19 protein-coding genes, 1 tRNA gene and 2 pseudogenes are annotated in these 16,139 nt (G+C 61.7%); 18 read left to right on the forward strand and 4 right to left on the reverse strand.

Annotated features, from left to right (window positions below):
• Positions 1–42 precede the first annotated feature (42 nt).
• From P9A16_RS17085 to P9A16_RS35705, 3 genes are all read left to right on the forward strand, one after another.
• A tRNA-Met gene (locus P9A16_RS17085) sits at positions 43–119 on the forward strand.
• Positions 120–162: 43 nt separating this feature from the next.
• Complete coding sequence (locus P9A16_RS35700; RefSeq protein ID WP_336620609.1) at positions 163–357, forward strand: hypothetical protein; 195 nt, start codon at positions 163–165, stop codon at positions 355–357.
• A gap of 79 nt (positions 358–436) precedes the next feature.
• Positions 437–751, forward strand: a complete 315-nt coding sequence (locus P9A16_RS35705) for a hypothetical protein (protein ID WP_336620610.1) — start codon at positions 437–439, stop codon at positions 749–751.
• Here the strand turns inward: P9A16_RS35705 and P9A16_RS35710 are convergent.
• Positions 691–1,728 (reverse strand): annotated as a pseudogene (locus P9A16_RS35710) (recombinase family protein); the annotation flags it as partial. The gene P9A16_RS35705 and the pseudogene P9A16_RS35710 overlap by 61 nt on opposite strands.
• A gap of 19 nt (positions 1,729–1,747) precedes the next feature.
• A complete protein-coding gene (locus P9A16_RS17095; RefSeq protein ID WP_102026017.1) occupies positions 1,748–1,939 on the reverse strand; it encodes a hypothetical protein in 192 nt (63 codons plus the stop codon).
• Positions 1,940–2,233: 294 nt separating this feature from the next.
• Between P9A16_RS17095 and P9A16_RS17100 the strand changes: the two genes are divergently transcribed.
• The 4 genes from P9A16_RS17100 to P9A16_RS17115 are packed head-to-tail and all read left to right on the forward strand — an operon-like array spanning position 2,234 to position 5,080.
• The gene (locus P9A16_RS17100; protein ID WP_036742432.1) at positions 2,234–2,536 is read left to right on the forward strand and encodes a hypothetical protein; all 303 of its coding nucleotides are present in this window, start codon (positions 2,234–2,236) and stop codon (positions 2,534–2,536) included.
• Entirely contained in the window at positions 2,533–2,964 is a 432-nt protein-coding gene (locus P9A16_RS17105) for a type II toxin-antitoxin system VapC family toxin (RefSeq protein ID WP_097142755.1), read from the forward strand. Before P9A16_RS17100 ends, P9A16_RS17105 begins: the two co-directional genes overlap by 4 nt.
• A gap of 36 nt (positions 2,965–3,000) precedes the next feature.
• The gene (locus tag P9A16_RS17110) at positions 3,001–3,783 is read left to right on the forward strand and encodes a phage Gp37/Gp68 family protein (RefSeq protein WP_097142756.1); all 783 of its coding nucleotides are present in this window, start codon (positions 3,001–3,003) and stop codon (positions 3,781–3,783) included.
• A 22-nt stretch (positions 3,784–3,805) separates the two neighbouring features.
• Positions 3,806–5,080 (forward strand): three-Cys-motif partner protein TcmP, encoded by a 1,275-nt coding sequence (locus P9A16_RS17115; protein ID WP_097142757.1) that lies wholly within the window; start codon positions 3,806–3,808, stop codon positions 5,078–5,080.
• A 118-nt stretch (positions 5,081–5,198) separates the two neighbouring features.
• Here the strand turns inward: P9A16_RS17115 and P9A16_RS17120 are convergent, their stop codons facing one another.
• Together P9A16_RS17120 and P9A16_RS17125 are read right to left on the reverse strand one after the other, a co-directional pair.
• The gene (locus P9A16_RS17120; RefSeq protein ID WP_278025890.1) at positions 5,199–7,610 is read right to left on the reverse strand and encodes an AAA family ATPase; all 2,412 of its coding nucleotides are present in this window, start codon (positions 7,608–7,610) and stop codon (positions 5,199–5,201) included.
• On the reverse strand, positions 7,528–7,785 hold the full coding sequence (locus P9A16_RS17125; RefSeq protein WP_278025772.1) for a hypothetical protein: 258 nt from the start codon (positions 7,783–7,785) through the stop codon (positions 7,528–7,530). Before P9A16_RS17125 ends, P9A16_RS17120 begins: the two co-directional genes overlap by 83 nt.
• 292 nt (positions 7,786–8,077) lie before the next feature.
• Between P9A16_RS17125 and P9A16_RS17130 the strand changes: the two genes are divergently transcribed.
• The 11 genes and pseudogenes from P9A16_RS17130 to P9A16_RS17180 all read left to right on the forward strand — a co-directional run bounded on the left by P9A16_RS17130 (position 8,078) and on the right by P9A16_RS17180 (position 15,959).
• A complete protein-coding gene (locus P9A16_RS17130) occupies positions 8,078–9,040 on the forward strand; it encodes an ArdC family protein (RefSeq protein ID WP_112585145.1) in 963 nt (320 codons plus the stop codon).
• Entirely contained in the window at positions 9,037–9,408 is a 372-nt protein-coding gene (locus P9A16_RS17135; RefSeq protein WP_112585147.1) for a DUF2958 domain-containing protein, read from the forward strand. Before P9A16_RS17130 ends, P9A16_RS17135 begins: the two co-directional genes overlap by 4 nt.
• Positions 9,408–10,148: a hypothetical protein gene (locus tag P9A16_RS17140; RefSeq protein WP_112585149.1), complete on the forward strand. Its 741-nt coding sequence runs from the start codon at positions 9,408–9,410 to the stop codon at positions 10,146–10,148. Before P9A16_RS17135 ends, P9A16_RS17140 begins: the two co-directional genes overlap by 1 nt.
• Positions 10,145–10,576 carry a hypothetical protein gene (locus P9A16_RS17145; RefSeq protein ID WP_112585151.1) on the forward strand — a complete coding sequence of 144 codons (432 nt, stop codon included), beginning with the start codon at positions 10,145–10,147 and terminating at the stop codon, positions 10,574–10,576. Before P9A16_RS17140 ends, P9A16_RS17145 begins: the two co-directional genes overlap by 4 nt.
• A complete protein-coding gene (locus P9A16_RS17150; RefSeq protein ID WP_112585153.1) occupies positions 10,563–10,904 on the forward strand; it encodes a hypothetical protein in 342 nt (113 codons plus the stop codon). The genes P9A16_RS17145 and P9A16_RS17150 overlap by 14 nt, the downstream gene beginning before the upstream one ends.
• Positions 10,905–11,008: 104 nt before the next feature.
• Positions 11,009–13,168 carry a ParB/RepB/Spo0J family partition protein gene (locus tag P9A16_RS17155; RefSeq protein ID WP_278025773.1) on the forward strand — a complete coding sequence of 720 codons (2,160 nt, stop codon included), beginning with the start codon at positions 11,009–11,011 and terminating at the stop codon, positions 13,166–13,168.
• An 84-nt stretch (positions 13,169–13,252) separates the two neighbouring features.
• Positions 13,253–13,441, forward strand: coding sequence for a hypothetical protein (locus P9A16_RS35715; RefSeq protein ID WP_312196767.1), 189 nt, complete (start codon positions 13,253–13,255; stop codon positions 13,439–13,441).
• A 492-nt stretch (positions 13,442–13,933) separates the two neighbouring features.
• Positions 13,934–14,098, forward strand: a complete 165-nt coding sequence (locus P9A16_RS17165; RefSeq protein ID WP_216333405.1) for a hypothetical protein — start codon at positions 13,934–13,936, stop codon at positions 14,096–14,098.
• A 186-nt stretch (positions 14,099–14,284) separates the two neighbouring features.
• Positions 14,285–14,842: a hypothetical protein gene (locus tag P9A16_RS17170; protein WP_278025774.1), complete on the forward strand. Its 558-nt coding sequence runs from the start codon at positions 14,285–14,287 to the stop codon at positions 14,840–14,842.
• A 63-nt stretch (positions 14,843–14,905) separates the two neighbouring features.
• Positions 14,906–15,322: a hypothetical protein gene (locus P9A16_RS17175; RefSeq protein WP_112585159.1), complete on the forward strand. Its 417-nt coding sequence runs from the start codon at positions 14,906–14,908 to the stop codon at positions 15,320–15,322.
• A pseudogene (locus P9A16_RS17180) lies at positions 15,315–15,959 on the forward strand (antitoxin of toxin-antitoxin stability system). Before P9A16_RS17175 ends, P9A16_RS17180 begins: the two are co-directional and overlap by 8 nt.
• Positions 15,960–16,139: the final 180 nt, after the last annotated feature.

Raw genomic sequence — 16,139 nt, forward strand, 5'->3', positions numbered from 1 at the left:
AGACAATCGTCGCGGTATTTTGCCTCCGGCAAAACCGGGTAACGCGGGGTGGAGCAGCCCGGTAGCTCGTCAGGCTCATAACCTGAAGGCCGCAGGTTCAAATCCTGCCCCCGCAACCATCTTTACTTGCGATCCACCCCGCCCTCCGGCGGGGTTTTTCGTTTGTGCGGAAATTATAAGGATTCCAGCGAGATCGCCCTGAACGTCGATCTCCACCTTGCCGTCCACGGGGGTCAGTCCGATCTGGTTCACCAGCGAGCGAAGGATGTCCGCCGCCTCGATCCGCTTCTCTTCCTCTTCGTCCTGCAGGGCTTCATAGAGCTGCTGGACCCGCTTGCGGTATTGGAGCGCCATTGAAGGGTGCAGCAGGGGAGGGGGTTCCTCGGCCTCGGCCAGGAACGTCCTCAGCTCCGATTTCCGAGCTTCCAGCCGCTTCATGTCCTCTACGATGGCTTCAATCGGCCCGCCAGCCTTAATGGCGGTCAATAGCTTCGCCAGTTCGCGCTCGGTCTTTTCGATCTCGGCTTCCGCCGAGGCAATGCCCGCACGGCCTTCCATGCGTAGGCGATTCATCTCCTGTGTGAATACCTCGCAGAAGCGAGCGAACATCTCGGGATCGACAAGTTTGGTACGCAAGGCGTTCAGAACGCGCGCCTCCAACTCGTCGCGGCGGATGTTCACCCGGTTGTCGCAGGTGCCCTTGTTGCGCGCTGTCGAGCAGCCGATCAGCGTCGCCGAGATCGCGGAATAACCGCCACCGCAGCAGGCGCATTTGGTCAGTCCAGAGAACAGATATTTTGGCCGGCGCCGATGGTTCATCTTCCGGACATCCGCAATGCCGCTTTCGTCGCGTTCGGTGCGGTTCTCGCCCTGCCTCGCCTTCACGGCGTTCCAGAGATCGTCATCGAGGATGCGCAGTTCCGGCGCTTCCTGAATGACCCATTCGGATTCCGGGTTGGGCCGGGCCTTCCGCTTGCCGGTATCCGGGTCTTTGACGAAGCGCTGACGATTCCAGACGATCTTGCCCACATACATCTCGTTGTTGAGGATGCCGTTGCCACGCTTCGGATTGCCGTTGATCGTGCTGAAGCCCCAATCGCCGCCAGACGGGGCGGCAATGCCATCCCTGTTCAGGGAGAAGGCGATGGTCTTGGCCGACTTGCCGGCGGCATAGTCGCGGAAGATGCGGCGCACGACCTCGGCTTGAGCTTCGTTGATCGTGCGATCGCCGCGGATCGGTTCGCCGTTAGCGTCCAGCTTCTTCACCACGTCATAGCCGTAGGAGTTGCCGCCGCCCGACTTGCCCGCCTCGACCCGGCCGCGTTGCCCGCGCCGGGTCTTGTCGGCCAGATCCTTCAGGAACAGCGCGTTCATCGTGCCTTTCAGGCCGACATGCAGATGCGAGACTTCACCCTCGGAGAGGGTGAACATCTTCACGCCCGAATAGGACATGCGCTTGAAGAGGCCCGCTATGTCCTCCTGATCGCGTGAAAGCCGATCCATGGCTTCGGCGAGGATCAGGTTGAAGCACCCGCGTGTCGCGTCGGAAATCAGGGCCTGGATGCCGGGGCGGAGCAGCGACGAGCCGGAGATCGCGTGGTCGGAATATTCCTCGACGATCTGCCAGCCCTGCTTCTCGGCATGAAGCCGGCACATGCGGAGCTGGTCGGCGATCGAGGCGTCGCGTTGATTGTCGGAGGAATAGCGGGCGTAGATCGCGACCTTCAATGCACTTCTCCTTTCGGCATCAGGAGGTGCGCTTCCCCCGTCGCCTCGTCATCCTGACTTCTTCCGCGTAGCATTCCCGTGCTGCCTGTCGCGCCAGAAAGTCGACCAGAAGCAAAAGCCGCGGATCGGGATCGCCCCTCGGCGTAAAGGTCAGGTCCGGCTCGTCGATGAGCAGGGATTCGAGCAACTCTTCGCGCTCGTTGCTTGTCATCTTCGCCGGTGAATGGGTTGATCGTAAAGTCATACATCCAAGCATTCACCCGAAGATCAGCATAAGCAATTGAAATAACACGCGTATAGTTGGCGGCGGAAAGTATGCCCCCGGCGGCATCGGCGAAGCGCGGCGCAATCCTTCGTGCTACAGCATATGGAAAATACTGACGTGAACGCGCAGTATTCTCGTGCATTACTGCTCTGTGGTGAGCGTCCAGGGCCATCGCTGACATCCCTTGTTTGCAACGCAGAAATCGGCTATATGTCAGGATATATACCACGGAGGCCAGCCATGAGCAATGCTGCGCAGAAGAGAGCGATCGAGAATTACCGGGCGCGCCTGACACAGCGCGGCTTCAAGCGCTTTGAGGTTCTTGCGCTGGAATCCGATCGCGATCTAATCCGATCGCTCGCCCGTCAACTGGCCGAAGAAGGACCAGAGGCAGAGCAAGCCCGACAGACGGTGAGGGCTCTTGTTTCGGGTGAGCCTTCGAAATCCAGCGGCATTCTGTCGGCCCTGCGCCGCTCGCCTTTGGTCGGCGCCGATCTCGATCTGTCGCGCCCGCGCGAGGAAGGGCGACGGGTCGATCTGTGACGCGCTATCTCCTTGACACCAACATCATCAGTAACACCGTCAAGCCGCAGCCCTCGGAATCGCTGCTGGCATGGTGGAGCGAGCAGAGCGATCAAGACCTGTTCGTCGCGTCTCTGACTATAGCTGAAATACGCCGCGGCATTTTAGAAAAACCACGTGGCAAGAAACGAGAGGTTCTCGATACGTGGTTCACAGGACCGGAGGGACCGCAGGCTCTTTTTGCGGGGCGCATACTGCCATTCGACGACAAGGCCGGGTTGATCTGGTCGCGATTGATGGCGGACGGCAAGGCCGCTGGACGCCCTCGCAGCGGGCTCGACATGATCATCGCGGCGACGGCAGGCGCAAACGATTGCGTTGTGATCACGGACAACGAAAAGGACTTCGCCGGTATCCAGTTCATCAACCCCATGCGAGGCTTCGTTTGATGCTGCGGCAGAGAGCAAAATGCTCGGGAGGAAAATGTGGCTGAAACCCAGATCGAGTGGACCGACGCCACCTGGAATCCTGTCGCCGGGTGTTCGATTGTAACGGCCGGCTGCACGCACTGCTATGCAATGGAAATGGCCAAGCGCCTGGAGGCGATGGGCGTCGAGAAATATGCGGGGCTGACCCGCAAAACTGGCCGACGCACCGTTTGGAACGGGGTGGTGCGCGAAGACCGCGAGGCGTTATCCATACCACTTCGGTGGCGCAAGCCGCGCAAGATCTTCGTCAATTCCATGAGCGATCTGTTCCACGAACAGGTCAGCGACGACTTCATTCTCGATGTATGGCAAATCATGCGCGAGACGCCGCACCACAACTATCAGATACTCACGAAACGGCCAGAGAGAATGGCCGATCTGGTGGCCAGCAAGATAGGCGAGGTTCTGCCCAACGTGTGGCTTGGGACCAGCATCGAAAACGCTGCTGTAGCCGAACGGATCGAGCATCTGCGGAAAGCGCCTGCTGCGATCCGCTTCATATCATTCGAGCCTCTGATCGACGCCGTCGGCACCATCGACCTCAGTGAAATCCATTGGGCAATCGTGGGCGGTGAAAGTGGGAAATCCGCTCGTCCCATCCGTGAAGAATGGATCGATGAAATCTACACCAATTGCCAAACGGCAGGGACGGCGTTCTTCTTCAAGCAGTGGGGTACATGGGGCAAGGACAACAAAAAGCGGTCAAAAAAGGCAAACGGACGCGAGTATCGAGGCCGAACTTGGGATGAGATGCCGATAGCGCCTCAGCCGGCCGCATAAGAACAGGGGACTTGGGGGCGAAATGACGAGGAAACAGTACGAATGGCCGGATGGCGCAAAACTGGAAGACCACTCCAAACGCAAGCATAAGATCCTGCGTGAATACGTCTTCGACTATCTGACTGTTCGCTGCAAGCTTCCCCAGCGCGAACGCTTTCGGCTTGCTATCGTCGACGGTTTCGCAGGCGGTGGCCGCTACCAATGCGGCTCCCCTGGCTCGCCGTTGATCTTCATCGAAGAATTGAAGCGCGCAGTGGAAGCAGTAAACACTCATCGCACGGTGCAGGGCCTCGGCATGATTGAGGTCGAATGCCTGCTGATCTTCAACGACGCCAGCCTTGATGCCGTCGAGCTTCTGAAGGGGCATGTCGCGCCGATGCAGGCTGACATCGCCGCAACGTGCCCGAGGCTGCATCTGCGCGTCGAATACCTCAACGAGTTCTTTGAAGTCGCCTATCCCCGGATCAAGGGCCTTCTTGAACAGGGCCGATATAAAAATGTCCTGTTTAATCTCGACCAGTGCGGTGACAGTCACGTCAATCGCGAAACGATTATTGACATCATGCGCTCGTATGCATCGGCGGAGATTTTCTACACCTTCATGATCAGCTCTTTGTTGGCCTTCCTCAAGAAGGACCAGCCGGACCAGCTAACGAAGCGGCTTGATTACCTTGGTATCAAGGGCACCGACATCACGTCCCGGAACGACCTTATGAGCAAGAACGACTGGCTCGGAACGGCGGAGAAGATGGTCTTCGAGGTCTTCCATCGATGTGCGCCATTTGTGAGCCCGTTCTCGATCAACAATCCTGATGGCTGGCGCTATTGGTTTATTCATTTCGCCAATGCCTGCCGAGCACGGCAGGTTTACAATAATATCCTCCATGACAACGCGACCCTCCAAGCGCATTTTGGCCGCTCGGGTCTCAACATGCTCTCCTACGATCCGCGTGATGACGAAGGCAGACTATACCTGTTCGATAATAATGGACGAGCCTCTGCCAAGGAGCAGCTCATGGGAGACATTCCCCGCCTGGTGAGCGACGCGGGAGACGCCATGTCCGTTATGGAGTTCTATGAGAGCATCTACAACATCACACCGGCTCATGCTGATGACGTTCATGCCGCAATCATCGAGAATCCGGATCTTGAGGTAATTACGCCTGCCGGCGGTGAACGACGAAAGGCGAATACGATCGCGGCCGACGACATCATCAAAGTGAAAAACCAGCGTAGCTTTTTTCCAATGTTTCTAAGTGCGAGTTCGAACCGGAAAGGAATAAAGGGTAAGAACTGACCCAGCTCCGGATTGCGTCTGTCGCGAGACGGTAAACATCAATCTTCAGTATACCTGTCGGAGTTGCTACCCCCCTTGTGAAACGCATCAGAGTTGGCCGTTTCATCGGCGTTCAGGGTCACTTTGGTTTTGCCTTGAGATTCAGGCTCACGGTGCTGCATTGGCAACGCAGAGAATCAGGAGAACCACCCCGCGGAGACACGTATAACCACGATTGGCAGTCCTTGCACCGCAGACACTCCAGCAATTCCTTGAATGCCGTCACCACAGGCTCGAAATCCTTCTTCCCGAAGTTGGCCCACTCATTGTAATGCACGGCCTTGTTGACAGCCCACTGCTCGACATTGCTCGCCCCGCTAGAGCTGGAGAGTGTTGCCTTGCGCTCAAGCGCGGCTTCCTTTGCGGCGGCATTGCCCCACGACTGAGCTGCATCAGCGGCCTTTCCATAGACATCCTTCGCGCGCGAGAGGACGTTGGGTAGCAATTCGCCGAGGTCATAGTTGCCATCCGCCCGAAAAATCGGCCGCGCGCCAAGTTGGTCCGCGAGCTGGCGTGATGCGTATTCCAGATGGTGCCGTAGCCCGTGGGCGGCTGTCTCGACCTTACCCTTGGCGAGAGCCGTAGCGATCTCATCCCAGATATCCGCGTTTGACTCGACAAGCGGACCTGTATCCACAGTCCAGCTATGGAACGCCAGCGACGTCTTCGCGGTAACAAGCCCCGCTGACTTCATTTGCTCCGCCCATAGGCGATCATGCGTCGTTATGATGAACTGCGTGTCGGGGAAATGCGTTTTCAGCAACTTGCAAAACTGGTAGCGATGGCCCGAGTCGACGGACATCACCACATCGTCCAGCAGTGCGATCGTGAAGCTCTTCGCGAAAAGGCGCTTCATCAAGGCGAGGTAAAGACATACACCCATGCCGTCTTGATGCCCCTCGCTGTGATAAGCGCCGGGCGGGAAAAGACCGCGCTCGTAGAAATTCACGTCGAAAACGAGCCGCCCCTCGCTGGGTGTCAGCTTCGCCGTGAACTTCGCCTCATCGTCCTCATTGATCAGACGGTAGAAAGTGCTGAAATCGTCCTGAACGTCGTCATAGAGAGCATTCAGCTCCTGTTCCATGACGCGACAATAGGCCTCGTAGGTTGCCCTAGCCGCATTGCTGGCGGCCTTCGCGGCCTCGTTCCTCCGCATGGCGTCGCGGTAGTCATTGAGGCGAAGCTGCGCTGTCGTGAGAAACGTCTGCGCTTCGATGGCCGCGCTCTGGTCAGGTTTCGCGTGGACCTTGGCCGTGAGGGCGGCAAGCCTAGAAGGAGTAGCTTCAGGCATTTTGGGCCATCCACTGCCCAACCGCTCTTTCAAACCGATCAGCCCGTCGAAATTCCCAAGTTGCCCCTTCAATTCCTGAAGGTCAGTCCCCCATGCGGTTATGATATCGGCTCCGACCGCGTCGTCTTCCTCTTTTGCGATCCTCAGAGCCTGCCTGAGAAGGCCGAGCAAGTTTTCCGCATGGGCGGCGAGGTTGCCGCCGTTCGAAAGAAGCGACGTCTGCAGTTTGCCGGCGTCCTCGGATTTTGAGAGCTTGGCCTTGAGGTGTGCGAGCAGATGGTTCTCGTCAGGCCAAGGGTGATCGCATAGCGGGCACTCGGGTCCATCGACAAGTTCAAGCCCCTTTTCCACCAGCGAACGCCGCTGCAAAGCTTGGAGCAGGGCGGGATCGCCCTCCAGCGTCGCGATGCCGGAAAGGATTGCCGCTGCTTCCTCCTTCCCCATGTCCGCAAGGGAGCCGAGCATATCCGACAACGCCTGGAGATCACGCAGTGCGGATTGCTTGTTCAACTCAGACAGCTTGTCGGCGTCGGAAAGACCTGCATCGATCTGCGTGTCGGATGTCAGCGTTTCGATCTTTGGCAGGCCAACCGATTCTCGCTTTGGGTTGACCGAGGCCAGCAACTCCGCGGCGCCGAACGTAGTGATCTGTAGATGCCGCTGCAACGTATCGCGGCTTGACTGCACTTGGCTTGTTGCAGCCTTGAATCCGGTCTGTAGCTTATTCTGCGCGGTATTGAGCGCGGCGCGAGTCTGTCCGATGCCGTCCAGCTTCAGAATCGCCTGGATTTCCTCCGAGCGTTTTGTCGGCTCCACCAGAATGAAACGAAGAATGTCACGCCGTGCGAGCGTGATTTCCGGATGATCCGCGATCTCGGCGAGTGCCGCTTTCACATCTGCGTCGGGAGGCACAATCTTCGGCTTGCCTGGAGCAGATACCTTCCGCGTGATCGTCGCCGACTTGCCGAGAGCGGAAATGAAAACCCTCAACTCCACGAAGGCAGCGTCCGGGAACTTCACCTTGTCGACATGCGGGCCGTGTTCTGAAACCGAAAGGCTTTTCGTACCCCGCCCAGTCAGACGCCCGATCTCTCCGGTAAGGCCGAACTCTATCGCGTCAATGACACCGCTCTTGCCGGTTCCATTCGGGCCGGAGATCGCGAAGGTTCCCTTTCCGAAGTTGATGTCGAGCTTGCGAATTCCGCGGAACTCTTCGAACCGGCGTCGAGAAGATTTTTACGAAGTCGTCAGCCTTGATCTTCTTATCGTCCGACAGCAGCTTCCTGATCTCTTCAACCTTGTCGGAATCGAGTTCTTTCCCCTCCTCAAGAGCTGAAATGAACTTCTTCGCAATGTCCTGTTGCAGCGTTACCATGTAGCCCCATGTATTGCCCGCAGAATCGGCACCAATTGTAGCGCGAAGTAGCTTCGCGGGAAGCTCGAAACGTGCAGCGGGTCTAACTTCTGAAACCCTGATATCCGTATTTGCGGGTTTGCGATTTTGCGGGGGAAAGCCTTCCCCCTGGCCGGCGCCGGGGTCGCCGGCACACCCCCTTCTGCGGAGAGACCCCGCAAAGCCCCCTTTAGAGTGAGAGTGCGGACGGGGTTCGCCGTGACGGGTTAAAGGCTGGAGGAGAGGCTTCCGGCGCCCGTCGCGGAGAACCGCGATGTCCAGACATGATCGCAGCGTTCGCACCGGCTCGGACCGGGCGAACCTTTATGACGAAATCACCACCAAAATCATCGCCGAGCTGGAGGCCGGTCGCGTGCCGTGGGTGCAGCCCTGGGGAACGTCGGCCGCCAAGGCACCGCTCGGCCTGCCGAAAAACGCCGCTACCTCCCGCAGCTACAGCGGCATCAACGTGCTCATCCTTTGGGGCGCTGTCATCGAGCACGGCTTTCCCTGCCAGGGCTGGCTCACATTCCGGCAGGCGCTTTCGCTCGGCGGCCATGTCCGCAAAGGCGAGCACGGCACCACGGTCGTCTATGCCGACCGCTTTACGCCGGAAGACGAGAAGCGCCGCGCCCGCGAGACCGGCGAGGAAGCACATGCCATCCCGTTCCTGAAGCGCTTTACGGTCTTCAATGTGGCGCAATGCGACGGGCTGCCCGACGACATCGCCACCGTCGCGCCGCCGCCACTGCCCGGCCTGATCGAGCCGAGGGTCGAGGCGCTCATCAAGGCGACCGGCGTCGATTTCCGCGTCGGCGGCAACCGGGCCTTCTACGTCCCGTCCCAGGACTATGTGATGGTTCCGCCGCCCCAGGCATATTTCGAGCCGATCAACTGGCACCGGACCGCTCTGCACGAACTCGGTCACGCCAGCGGTCATCACAGCCGGCTGAACCGTGACCTGACCGGCTCGTTCGGCTCGAAGAAATACGCCTTCGAAGAACTGATCGCTGAGCAGACTTCGGCCTTTACCTGCGCCGCGCTCGGCATCGTGCCGACGGTGCGCCACGCCGATTACATTGGCAGTTGGCTGGAGGTCATGCGCGAGGATTCCCGCGCCATCATGCGCGCGGCCTCGCAGGCGAGCAAGGCGGCCGACTGGCTGCTGTCCTTCCTGCCAGAAGACGAGCAGCGGCCTGCCACGCCCGAGACCGCTATCGACAGGAGGGCAGCATGATCCTCCTGACGGACGAGCTGCGTGTGCAGCTTCTCGCCAATGGCCGCCAGCGCGACACCGATCATGTGCCGGTCGTCAAATTCTTCAACCCGCTCGGCGCCGGCGTCTGGCTGGCGACTGAACTCGATGCCGACGGCGACATCCTCTTTGGTCTGGCCGATCTCGGCGAGCCGGAGCTTGGCTATTTCTCGCTCGAGGAGATGGCTTCGGTGCGCCTGCCTTTCGGACTCGGCATCGAGCGCGACGTCCTCTTTTCCGGCGACTTTCCGATTTCGGTCTGGGCCGAGGCTGCACGGGAAGCCGGCAGCATCCGCCGCGCCGAACGGATCATCTATGCCGCGGCGCGTGCGCGGCGGGAGAACGTCTGATGCGCTTCCGCCGCTGGCATAGACCCGAACCCTATGGTGACACGTCGCGCAAGCGTGCGGCGTTTCTCCGCAAGCAGCGCCTCGAACGCGAGGCGCTGCCGCTCTTCGCCGACGAGATCGCCGCCGGCCAGCACGACGTCGACGAGGAAATGGCCCGCCGCGCTGTCTGGTGGGACGAGGCCGAACGTGAACGTCGCGGCCAGCGGGCCGCGTGGTGGCGGAAGGGTCGCGCCCGGCTCTTCGCGCTGCCCGACAGGCTGCGCGCCCGTGTCCGCGAGATCTGGCGGACCTGCCCATATCCGGCCGACCCGGCGAGCTTCGCCGATTTCCTGCACCAGATTGCGGTTGGAAAGCTCGATCCCTGGCGCCCGCCGTGGCAGTTCCATCCCGAGCGGACTGCGCGGATCACCCGCGATCCGTCGACCTTCGGCGAAGCCTTCCGCCGGATCGGTGGCCGCAAGGCCGGCATCGGTCCGAGCGCGCCGGACGTGGACGAGCTGCTTCACTGCGGCAATCTCGGCTCCGGCATCTTGTTTCTCCGGTCGCGGCTGCGCCCCGTCGAAACGGGCGGCAATGTCCACATCGCCGCGAGCCATCACGCCGACGCCGCCGAGCGGCTCGAAATCGAGGTGCGCGGTGCGTGCTCAGATGCCGAGCTAGCGCTGATCGAGCGCCTGGCGCAGGCGACCGAGATGCGGCCCGTCGTGGTCCAGCGTGTCGTCATGGGAGGCCCTTCATGATCGGGCCGACGATACGCGGACACAATGGCGGGCCGCCGCTTGACGAGCCCGTCGACCGGCGCTCCGGCCAGTGCAAGCACTGCATCCACTGGGACGCGCCGCCGGAAAACGAACAGCGCGCTTATGAATGGTTCCACCTCGGCCTTTCTCGCCGCCGCGTGAAGCGCCCGTCCGGCACCTGTGATCGCGTGCTTCCGCCCGGTCGCAAAAACACCGTGTTCTCGGCTACCTCGGCCGAGTTCGGATGCCTTAACTTCGAGGCGAAGCCGCTCCCCGTCCGCTCGACCGGGGGCGACTTCGTCACGATCTGGAGGAACGGCCGCATCGCCTGGCAGGGACCGGAGGAGAATATCCCGCCGCGCTTCCTTCAGGACATGCTCGATCCCGGCCCGCCTGACGAAGGAGGGTCGCACGATGATGCCTCCTGATCATGTGCGCTCGCTGCTGGCGCGCATGGAGGACGCGCTTGCAGATGTACGGCGCAATCTCGGACTTGCCGAACGCGCACTCAGCAATTGCGCCGAGGGCGAGACGATCCGTCTTCGCCCGAAATACCGGCACTACCACCGGCGCATGAGCCGGTGGACCGGCGCGGACGAGGCGGAGTATCGGCGAGTGCTCGATCGGCTCCTGGTGGTTGTGGGGCCGGACCTCGACCGGCTCCGGCGCAAGATCGACCGGCAGGAGGCGGCGATCCTGGCGTTGCGTCGGAAATACCGGGTGAATGAGGAGAGACCGCAGCGCTTCGACTGGTAGCGTCGCGCCCGCGGCCCGGTCGAGAGTGAGAGAGGGGCTGGTGATTTCGTGACGGGTTGGAAGGTCGAGAGAGGGTCTCGGCCGCCCGTCACGGAGAAACCACCATGGCCAAAGCTGCCAGGAAGTCGAAGAAGCCTGCCGTCGCGATGATCGTCTTCTCGCGTTCGCGTGACATTCCCTTCAATCGCATCCGCCTCTCGGACAGCAATGTCCGCGAAACCGACGTCGAGGCCGGTCTCGACGATCTCACCCACGACATCGACCGGCGCGAGGACATCGTGCAGGGCATCAATGTCCGCGCCATCCTCGATGCCGACGGCAACGAGACCGGCGATTTCGAGACCCCGGCCGGCGGCCGCCGGTTCCGGGCGATCGCGCGGCTGGTCGAGGCCGGACGCTTTCCCGCCGATGGCCTCGTTCCCTGCCTCGTCAAGAAGGCCGACGCCAAGACCTCGGCCGTCGACGACTCGCTCGCGGAAAATATGCTCCGGCTCGGCCTGCATCCGCTCGACCAGTTCCGGGCGTTCAAGCGCATGTTCGACGACGGCATGACGAAGGAGGAGATCGCCGACGCCTATCGCACCACGCCGCGCTACATCACGCAGCGTATGCGCCTGGCTTCGGTCTCGCCGGCTCTTCTGGAAGTCTATGCACGCAACGGCATGCCACTGGCGATGCTGGAGGCATTCACCGTCAATCCCGACCATGCCCGCCAGGAACAGGTCTGGGAGGCTGTCCAGCGCTCCTACAATGTCCAGCCCTGGCAGGTCCGCCAGCTCCTGACCGAGACCACCGTTCCAACCGACGACAAGCGCGTGCGCTTCGTCGGCGTGGACGCCTATGAGCAGGCCGGCGGCGCGATGCTGCGCGACCTCTTCTCCGAGGACGATGGCGGCTGGCTCGAAGACGTGGCGCTTCTCGACCGCCTGGTCTCGGAGAAGCTGAAGACGATCGCCGATGAAGTGGCGGCCGAGGGCTGGAAGTGGATCGCTGTCGATACCAGCCATCCCTACGGTTACGACAACGGCCTTCGCGAGATCACCGGCAGCTTCGCCGATCTCACCGACGAGGAGCGCGCCGCGCGCGAGGCATTGCGCAACGAGTACGACGATCTTGAATCGGAATATTCCGAGCACGACGAGCTGCCCGACGAGATCGATCGGCGCCTCGGCGAGATCGAGGCCGCTCTGGAGGACTTCGAGAAGCGCCCCGTCATCTATGATCCTGCCGAGATCGCCCGCGCCGGTGTCTTCATCAGCATCGACCGCGACGGCGAGCCTGTCATCGAGCGCGGCTATGTCCGGGCCGAGGACGAGCCGGTGGCCGATGCCGGGGACGGCGAGAACGAAAACACCATCGTCGCCGGCGGAAATGACCGCGACGTGCAGCGTGCCGTCATCACCATCGGCGGCCAGCCGGCCGAACCCGAAGAGGACGATGACGACGACGGGATCAAGCCGCTGCCGGAGCGGCTCGTCATCGAGCTGACCGCCCATCGCACCGTCGCGCTTCAGGAAGCGCTCGCCAGCAACCCGCACGTCGCGATGACGGCGCTGCTCCACCGCATGGTGATGGAGCGCTATCATTACTCGGCGCCGACCGGGTGCCTGGAGGTTTCCGTTCGCCACAGGTATCTGTCTTCGCAGGGCTCCGATCTCGCCGACAGCCAGTCGGTCAAGGCGATCGGCGAGCGCTTCGACGCCTGGAAGGCCGATCTGCCTTCCGACGAAGCGGCGCTCTGGGACTGGATCGCTGCACTTGACGAGGCAAGCCGCATGGCGCTTCTCGCCCATTGCGTCAGCTATGGCGTCAATGCGCTTTATGAGCGTCCGAACCCCCATAGCGCCTCCGGCATCTCGCAGCATGGCCTTGATCGTCGCCTTGCCGGGGCCGACCCGATCGCCCGCGCCACCGGCTTCGATATGGTGGTCGATGCGGGATGGCGGCCAACGGTCGAGAACTATCTGGGTCGCGTGACCAAGACCCAGATCCTCGCTGCGGTGCGTGAAGGCGCGGGCGAACGGGCGGCGCAGCTTATCGACCATCTGAAAAAGGGTGACATGGCCAAGGAAGCCGAGCGCCTGCTGGCCGATACCGGCTGGCTGCCCGAACCGCTGCGCCTGGTCGATCTCGATGGTGATGCGGCCGCCGACACCGATGGCGAGGTCGAGGCTTTGCCCGACTTCCTCGCCGGTGACGGTGACGACGAGGAAGCAGCGGCTGAAGAAGACGAAGACCGGCAGCACCTCGTCGCTGCGGAATGACCGCATACAGGGCGGCGCAGGCCGCCCCGTACCGTTTTTCAACTCGCCCGGCCATCGCGCCGGGCATTTTTTATGGAAGCCGTCATGGCTGATCACATCGACATCGACTTCATCTTTCGGGCCGACCGCAAAAGTCCCCCGGCCGAGCGGTCGCTGCCCTGGGAGGAGACGTGCGACGGCATCACCGTCGTCGTCGAGCCCAAGCCGCATTGGGCCGATGATTTGCGGGCCTTCCGCCTCGATGCCCGCGAATATTGCTACTATGCCGACTGAAACCGGTGCGGTGCGCGCGCCCGGTTCTATGGCCATATCGATACCTGTGGCGATGACCTGCTGCTGAAGGCCCGCGCCCTGATCATCTGCGAGATCGCCGAGGAGAATTGGAGCTGACCGTCATCCCGGTCGAGTTTCAATTTCGCCTGCACCGGCCATCCTTGCGCAACCGTGTGGGGTTCCGTCTCCGGCCTGGAGCACATCGATCCGGGTGAGACCGGCATGAAGGTGGGCTGGCGCGGCGCGGCATCTGCGACGGGATTTCGGCATCCTGTCAGAGGCAGAACACCACCCCCGCTTCCATTCGCTGACCTTGGTCTGAGCCGTTTCCTTGTCAATCAACCCACGAGGGGTCGGCTTACGCGAGCGTGCCGCCCTCGCGGATTCGGGACATGCCCGAACGCGCGAGGGTGATTGCAGACCCGTTCAGACACTTCGGGCGCCTGTCGCGCGGGGGATGGTCCCCCGCCTCCCAAGACAGGAGCCGAACCCATGTCCTACGCAGATGCCACCGCCTTTGCCGCCAGCCTCGCTACCACGCTGATGGTCTCGATCGTTGTGTTCCAGGCCGGAGACGGAACCCACGGCGCCATGCCCGCCGACGAATTCGATGGCGACGACGAGATGGTGAAACTGGAAATCGACCCATGGAGCTGAGGCGCGCAGGCGCCTCATTCCGATGGCTCGGGACGCCTAGGAGCGTCCGGGCCTTCCGCCTTGCGCTGGAGCTGTCCATCGCCGAGGCAAGGCCTTCGGCAGAGGAGAGGAAGAGGTCGCGCCTTTGGCCATGACGGGTTGAATGCTGAGAGAAGGGCTCTCGGCGCCCGTTGTGGAGCGATCCCGATGACCCATGCCAGCCAATCCACCTTCGGCCCGATCGAGCGGATTCTCGCCGAGCGGGTGCTGTCCGGATTTCAGCGGACGCAGAAGCTGCCGCTGCGCATCTCCTGCCTCGGCACCATCAGCTATGCCGACGCCACCGATGCCGATTACCGCGACCGCAGCGTCTCGCTTGGCGAGGCGGCATCGCCGGAAAACGCCATTGCTCTTGCCGCGCTCCACGTTTCGCGCGGCGATCTCGGCCCCGGCGACGACACCGGGTTGCGCTTCGAGCCGCGCCTGATCGTCATTCAGGACAGCGCGCTCGGCTTGGTTCTCGGTGGCGAAATCCGAGCCGGGATCATTCTCTGGCGGCAGCCGGTCGCCAGCGACGGCGAGGCCCGCCGCATCATCATCGAAGCCAGCCGAAAGCGCGGCTTGGCCTTCGCTGCCTCCGGCCGAGGCGATCATGTGTCGGCCCGCGTCCTGCGATTCGGAGCGGCGTTGCTGGAAGCGCGGCTGGTCGATCCGCATTGGCGCGAGACCGCCGCCGAGCTGCTCAGGCTACCGCAGGCGGCCTGATTCCATTCCCTTCCTTCAATCAGCCCGGCTTCGCGCCGGGCTTTGTCGTTTCAGGAGCCTGACATGGCCGACTACTTCACCCATTTTTCCTGCCTGCTCGATGTGGGGACGTCCGACAACGCCGCTCGCGCCCTCGATCTCTACAATCAACTTTCCGAGGAAAACGCTTCGGAAGAGCCGCCGTCCGACAGTTTCCTCCTGTCAATCCAGCCCGAGCATGGCGGCACCAAACTCTGGATGCGCGATGACGTCACGGGCGACCCGGAGCGCCTGATTCAGTTTGTGAAGCGTTGCGCCGCCGAATTCGGACTGACCGGCCGCTGGGGGTTTCAGTATGCCAACGCCTGCTCGAAGCCGCGCGTCGACGGCTTCGGCGGCGGCGCTCATGTGCTCGATCTCGCTACAGGGGAAACCGTAGCCTGGACCTACACCGACGGCTGGCTTGCCGAAGTGCTGGATGGAGGTGATCCCGATGCCTGAGATCATCGAAACCACGGTCTATCGGCTCGACGAGCTTTCCGATGCCGCAAAGGACAAGGCCCGCGCCTGATATCGTGAAGGCGGCTTCGACTATGACTGGTACGATTCCGTCTATGAGGATTTCCAGCAGATCGCGGAAATCCTCGGAATCCGCTTCAAGACCCGCACCGTCCGCCTCATGGCCGACGGCACACGTCAGGAGCCTCGTGTCGCCTTTACAGGCTTCTGGTCGCAGGGCGATGGCGCATCGTTCGAATGCTATTATTCGTATCGGAGGAATGCCGCGGCCGAGATCCGATCCTATGCGCCGCAGGACAAGAAGCTGCATGAGATTGCCGATGCGTTGCTGGCGATCCAGCGCCGGAACTTCTACCAGCTTCGCGCCGAGACTAGCCATCGTGGGCACTACTATCACGAGTATTGCATGTCCATTTCGGTCGAACGTGACAGCCCCACCTATCAGGACATGACCGCCGACGCCGAGGAGATCGTCCTCGAGGCGCTGCGCGATCTGGCCCGCTGGCTCTATCGCCAATTGGAGCGCGAATACGAATACCTGTCCTCGGACGAGGCAGTCGATGAGACGATCATCGCCAATGAATACACCTTTACCGAAACAGGTCGCCGGTTCGGCTGACGCCATTTGAGCGCCCCCTCTACAGGCGGGGCGCTCTTTTTGTGTCTGCCATGGTCTGGTCGGCAAGCAAGGCCGGCCATGTTGCCACTCACCCTTCGGCCGCCAGGGGCCGCGATCGGCGGCTTTCGGCGATTTTGGCCGATGGAGTGAGAGTGAGAGCGAGGCCGGGACGGATTTGAG

The organism is Shinella sp. 838, from assembly GCF_029623935.1.
Lineage (GTDB): Bacteria > Pseudomonadota > Alphaproteobacteria > Rhizobiales > Rhizobiaceae > Shinella.

What these genes read in the sequence shown, in the direction of transcription:
- P9A16_RS35705 (WP_336620610.1), top strand. Translation starts at nt 437, where the DNA reads ATGTCCTCTACGATGGCTTCAATCGGCCCGCCAGCCTTAATGGCGGTC.
- P9A16_RS17095 (WP_102026017.1), bottom strand. Translation starts at nt 1,939, where the DNA reads ATGACAAGCAACGAGCGCGAAGAGTTGCTCGAATCCCTGCTCATCGAC.
- P9A16_RS17100 (WP_036742432.1), top strand. Translation starts at nt 2,234, where the DNA reads ATGAGCAATGCTGCGCAGAAGAGAGCGATCGAGAATTACCGGGCGCGC.
- P9A16_RS17115 (WP_097142757.1), top strand. Translation starts at nt 3,806, where the DNA reads ATGACGAGGAAACAGTACGAATGGCCGGATGGCGCAAAACTGGAAGAC.
- P9A16_RS17125 (WP_278025772.1), bottom strand. Translation starts at nt 7,785, where the DNA reads ATGGTAACGCTGCAACAGGACATTGCGAAGAAGTTCATTTCAGCTCTT.
- P9A16_RS17130 (WP_112585145.1), top strand. Translation starts at nt 8,078, where the DNA reads ATGTCCAGACATGATCGCAGCGTTCGCACCGGCTCGGACCGGGCGAAC.
- P9A16_RS17135 (WP_112585147.1), top strand. Translation starts at nt 9,037, where the DNA reads ATGATCCTCCTGACGGACGAGCTGCGTGTGCAGCTTCTCGCCAATGGC.
- P9A16_RS17140 (WP_112585149.1), top strand. Translation starts at nt 9,408, where the DNA reads ATGCGCTTCCGCCGCTGGCATAGACCCGAACCCTATGGTGACACGTCG.
- P9A16_RS17145 (WP_112585151.1), top strand. Translation starts at nt 10,145, where the DNA reads ATGATCGGGCCGACGATACGCGGACACAATGGCGGGCCGCCGCTTGAC.
- P9A16_RS17150 (WP_112585153.1), top strand. Translation starts at nt 10,563, where the DNA reads ATGATGCCTCCTGATCATGTGCGCTCGCTGCTGGCGCGCATGGAGGAC.
- P9A16_RS17155 (WP_278025773.1), top strand. Translation starts at nt 11,009, where the DNA reads ATGGCCAAAGCTGCCAGGAAGTCGAAGAAGCCTGCCGTCGCGATGATC.
- P9A16_RS35715 (WP_312196767.1), top strand. Translation starts at nt 13,253, where the DNA reads ATGGCTGATCACATCGACATCGACTTCATCTTTCGGGCCGACCGCAAA.
- P9A16_RS17165 (WP_216333405.1), top strand. Translation starts at nt 13,934, where the DNA reads ATGTCCTACGCAGATGCCACCGCCTTTGCCGCCAGCCTCGCTACCACG.
- P9A16_RS17170 (WP_278025774.1), top strand. Translation starts at nt 14,285, where the DNA reads ATGACCCATGCCAGCCAATCCACCTTCGGCCCGATCGAGCGGATTCTC.
- P9A16_RS17175 (WP_112585159.1), top strand. Translation starts at nt 14,906, where the DNA reads ATGGCCGACTACTTCACCCATTTTTCCTGCCTGCTCGATGTGGGGACG.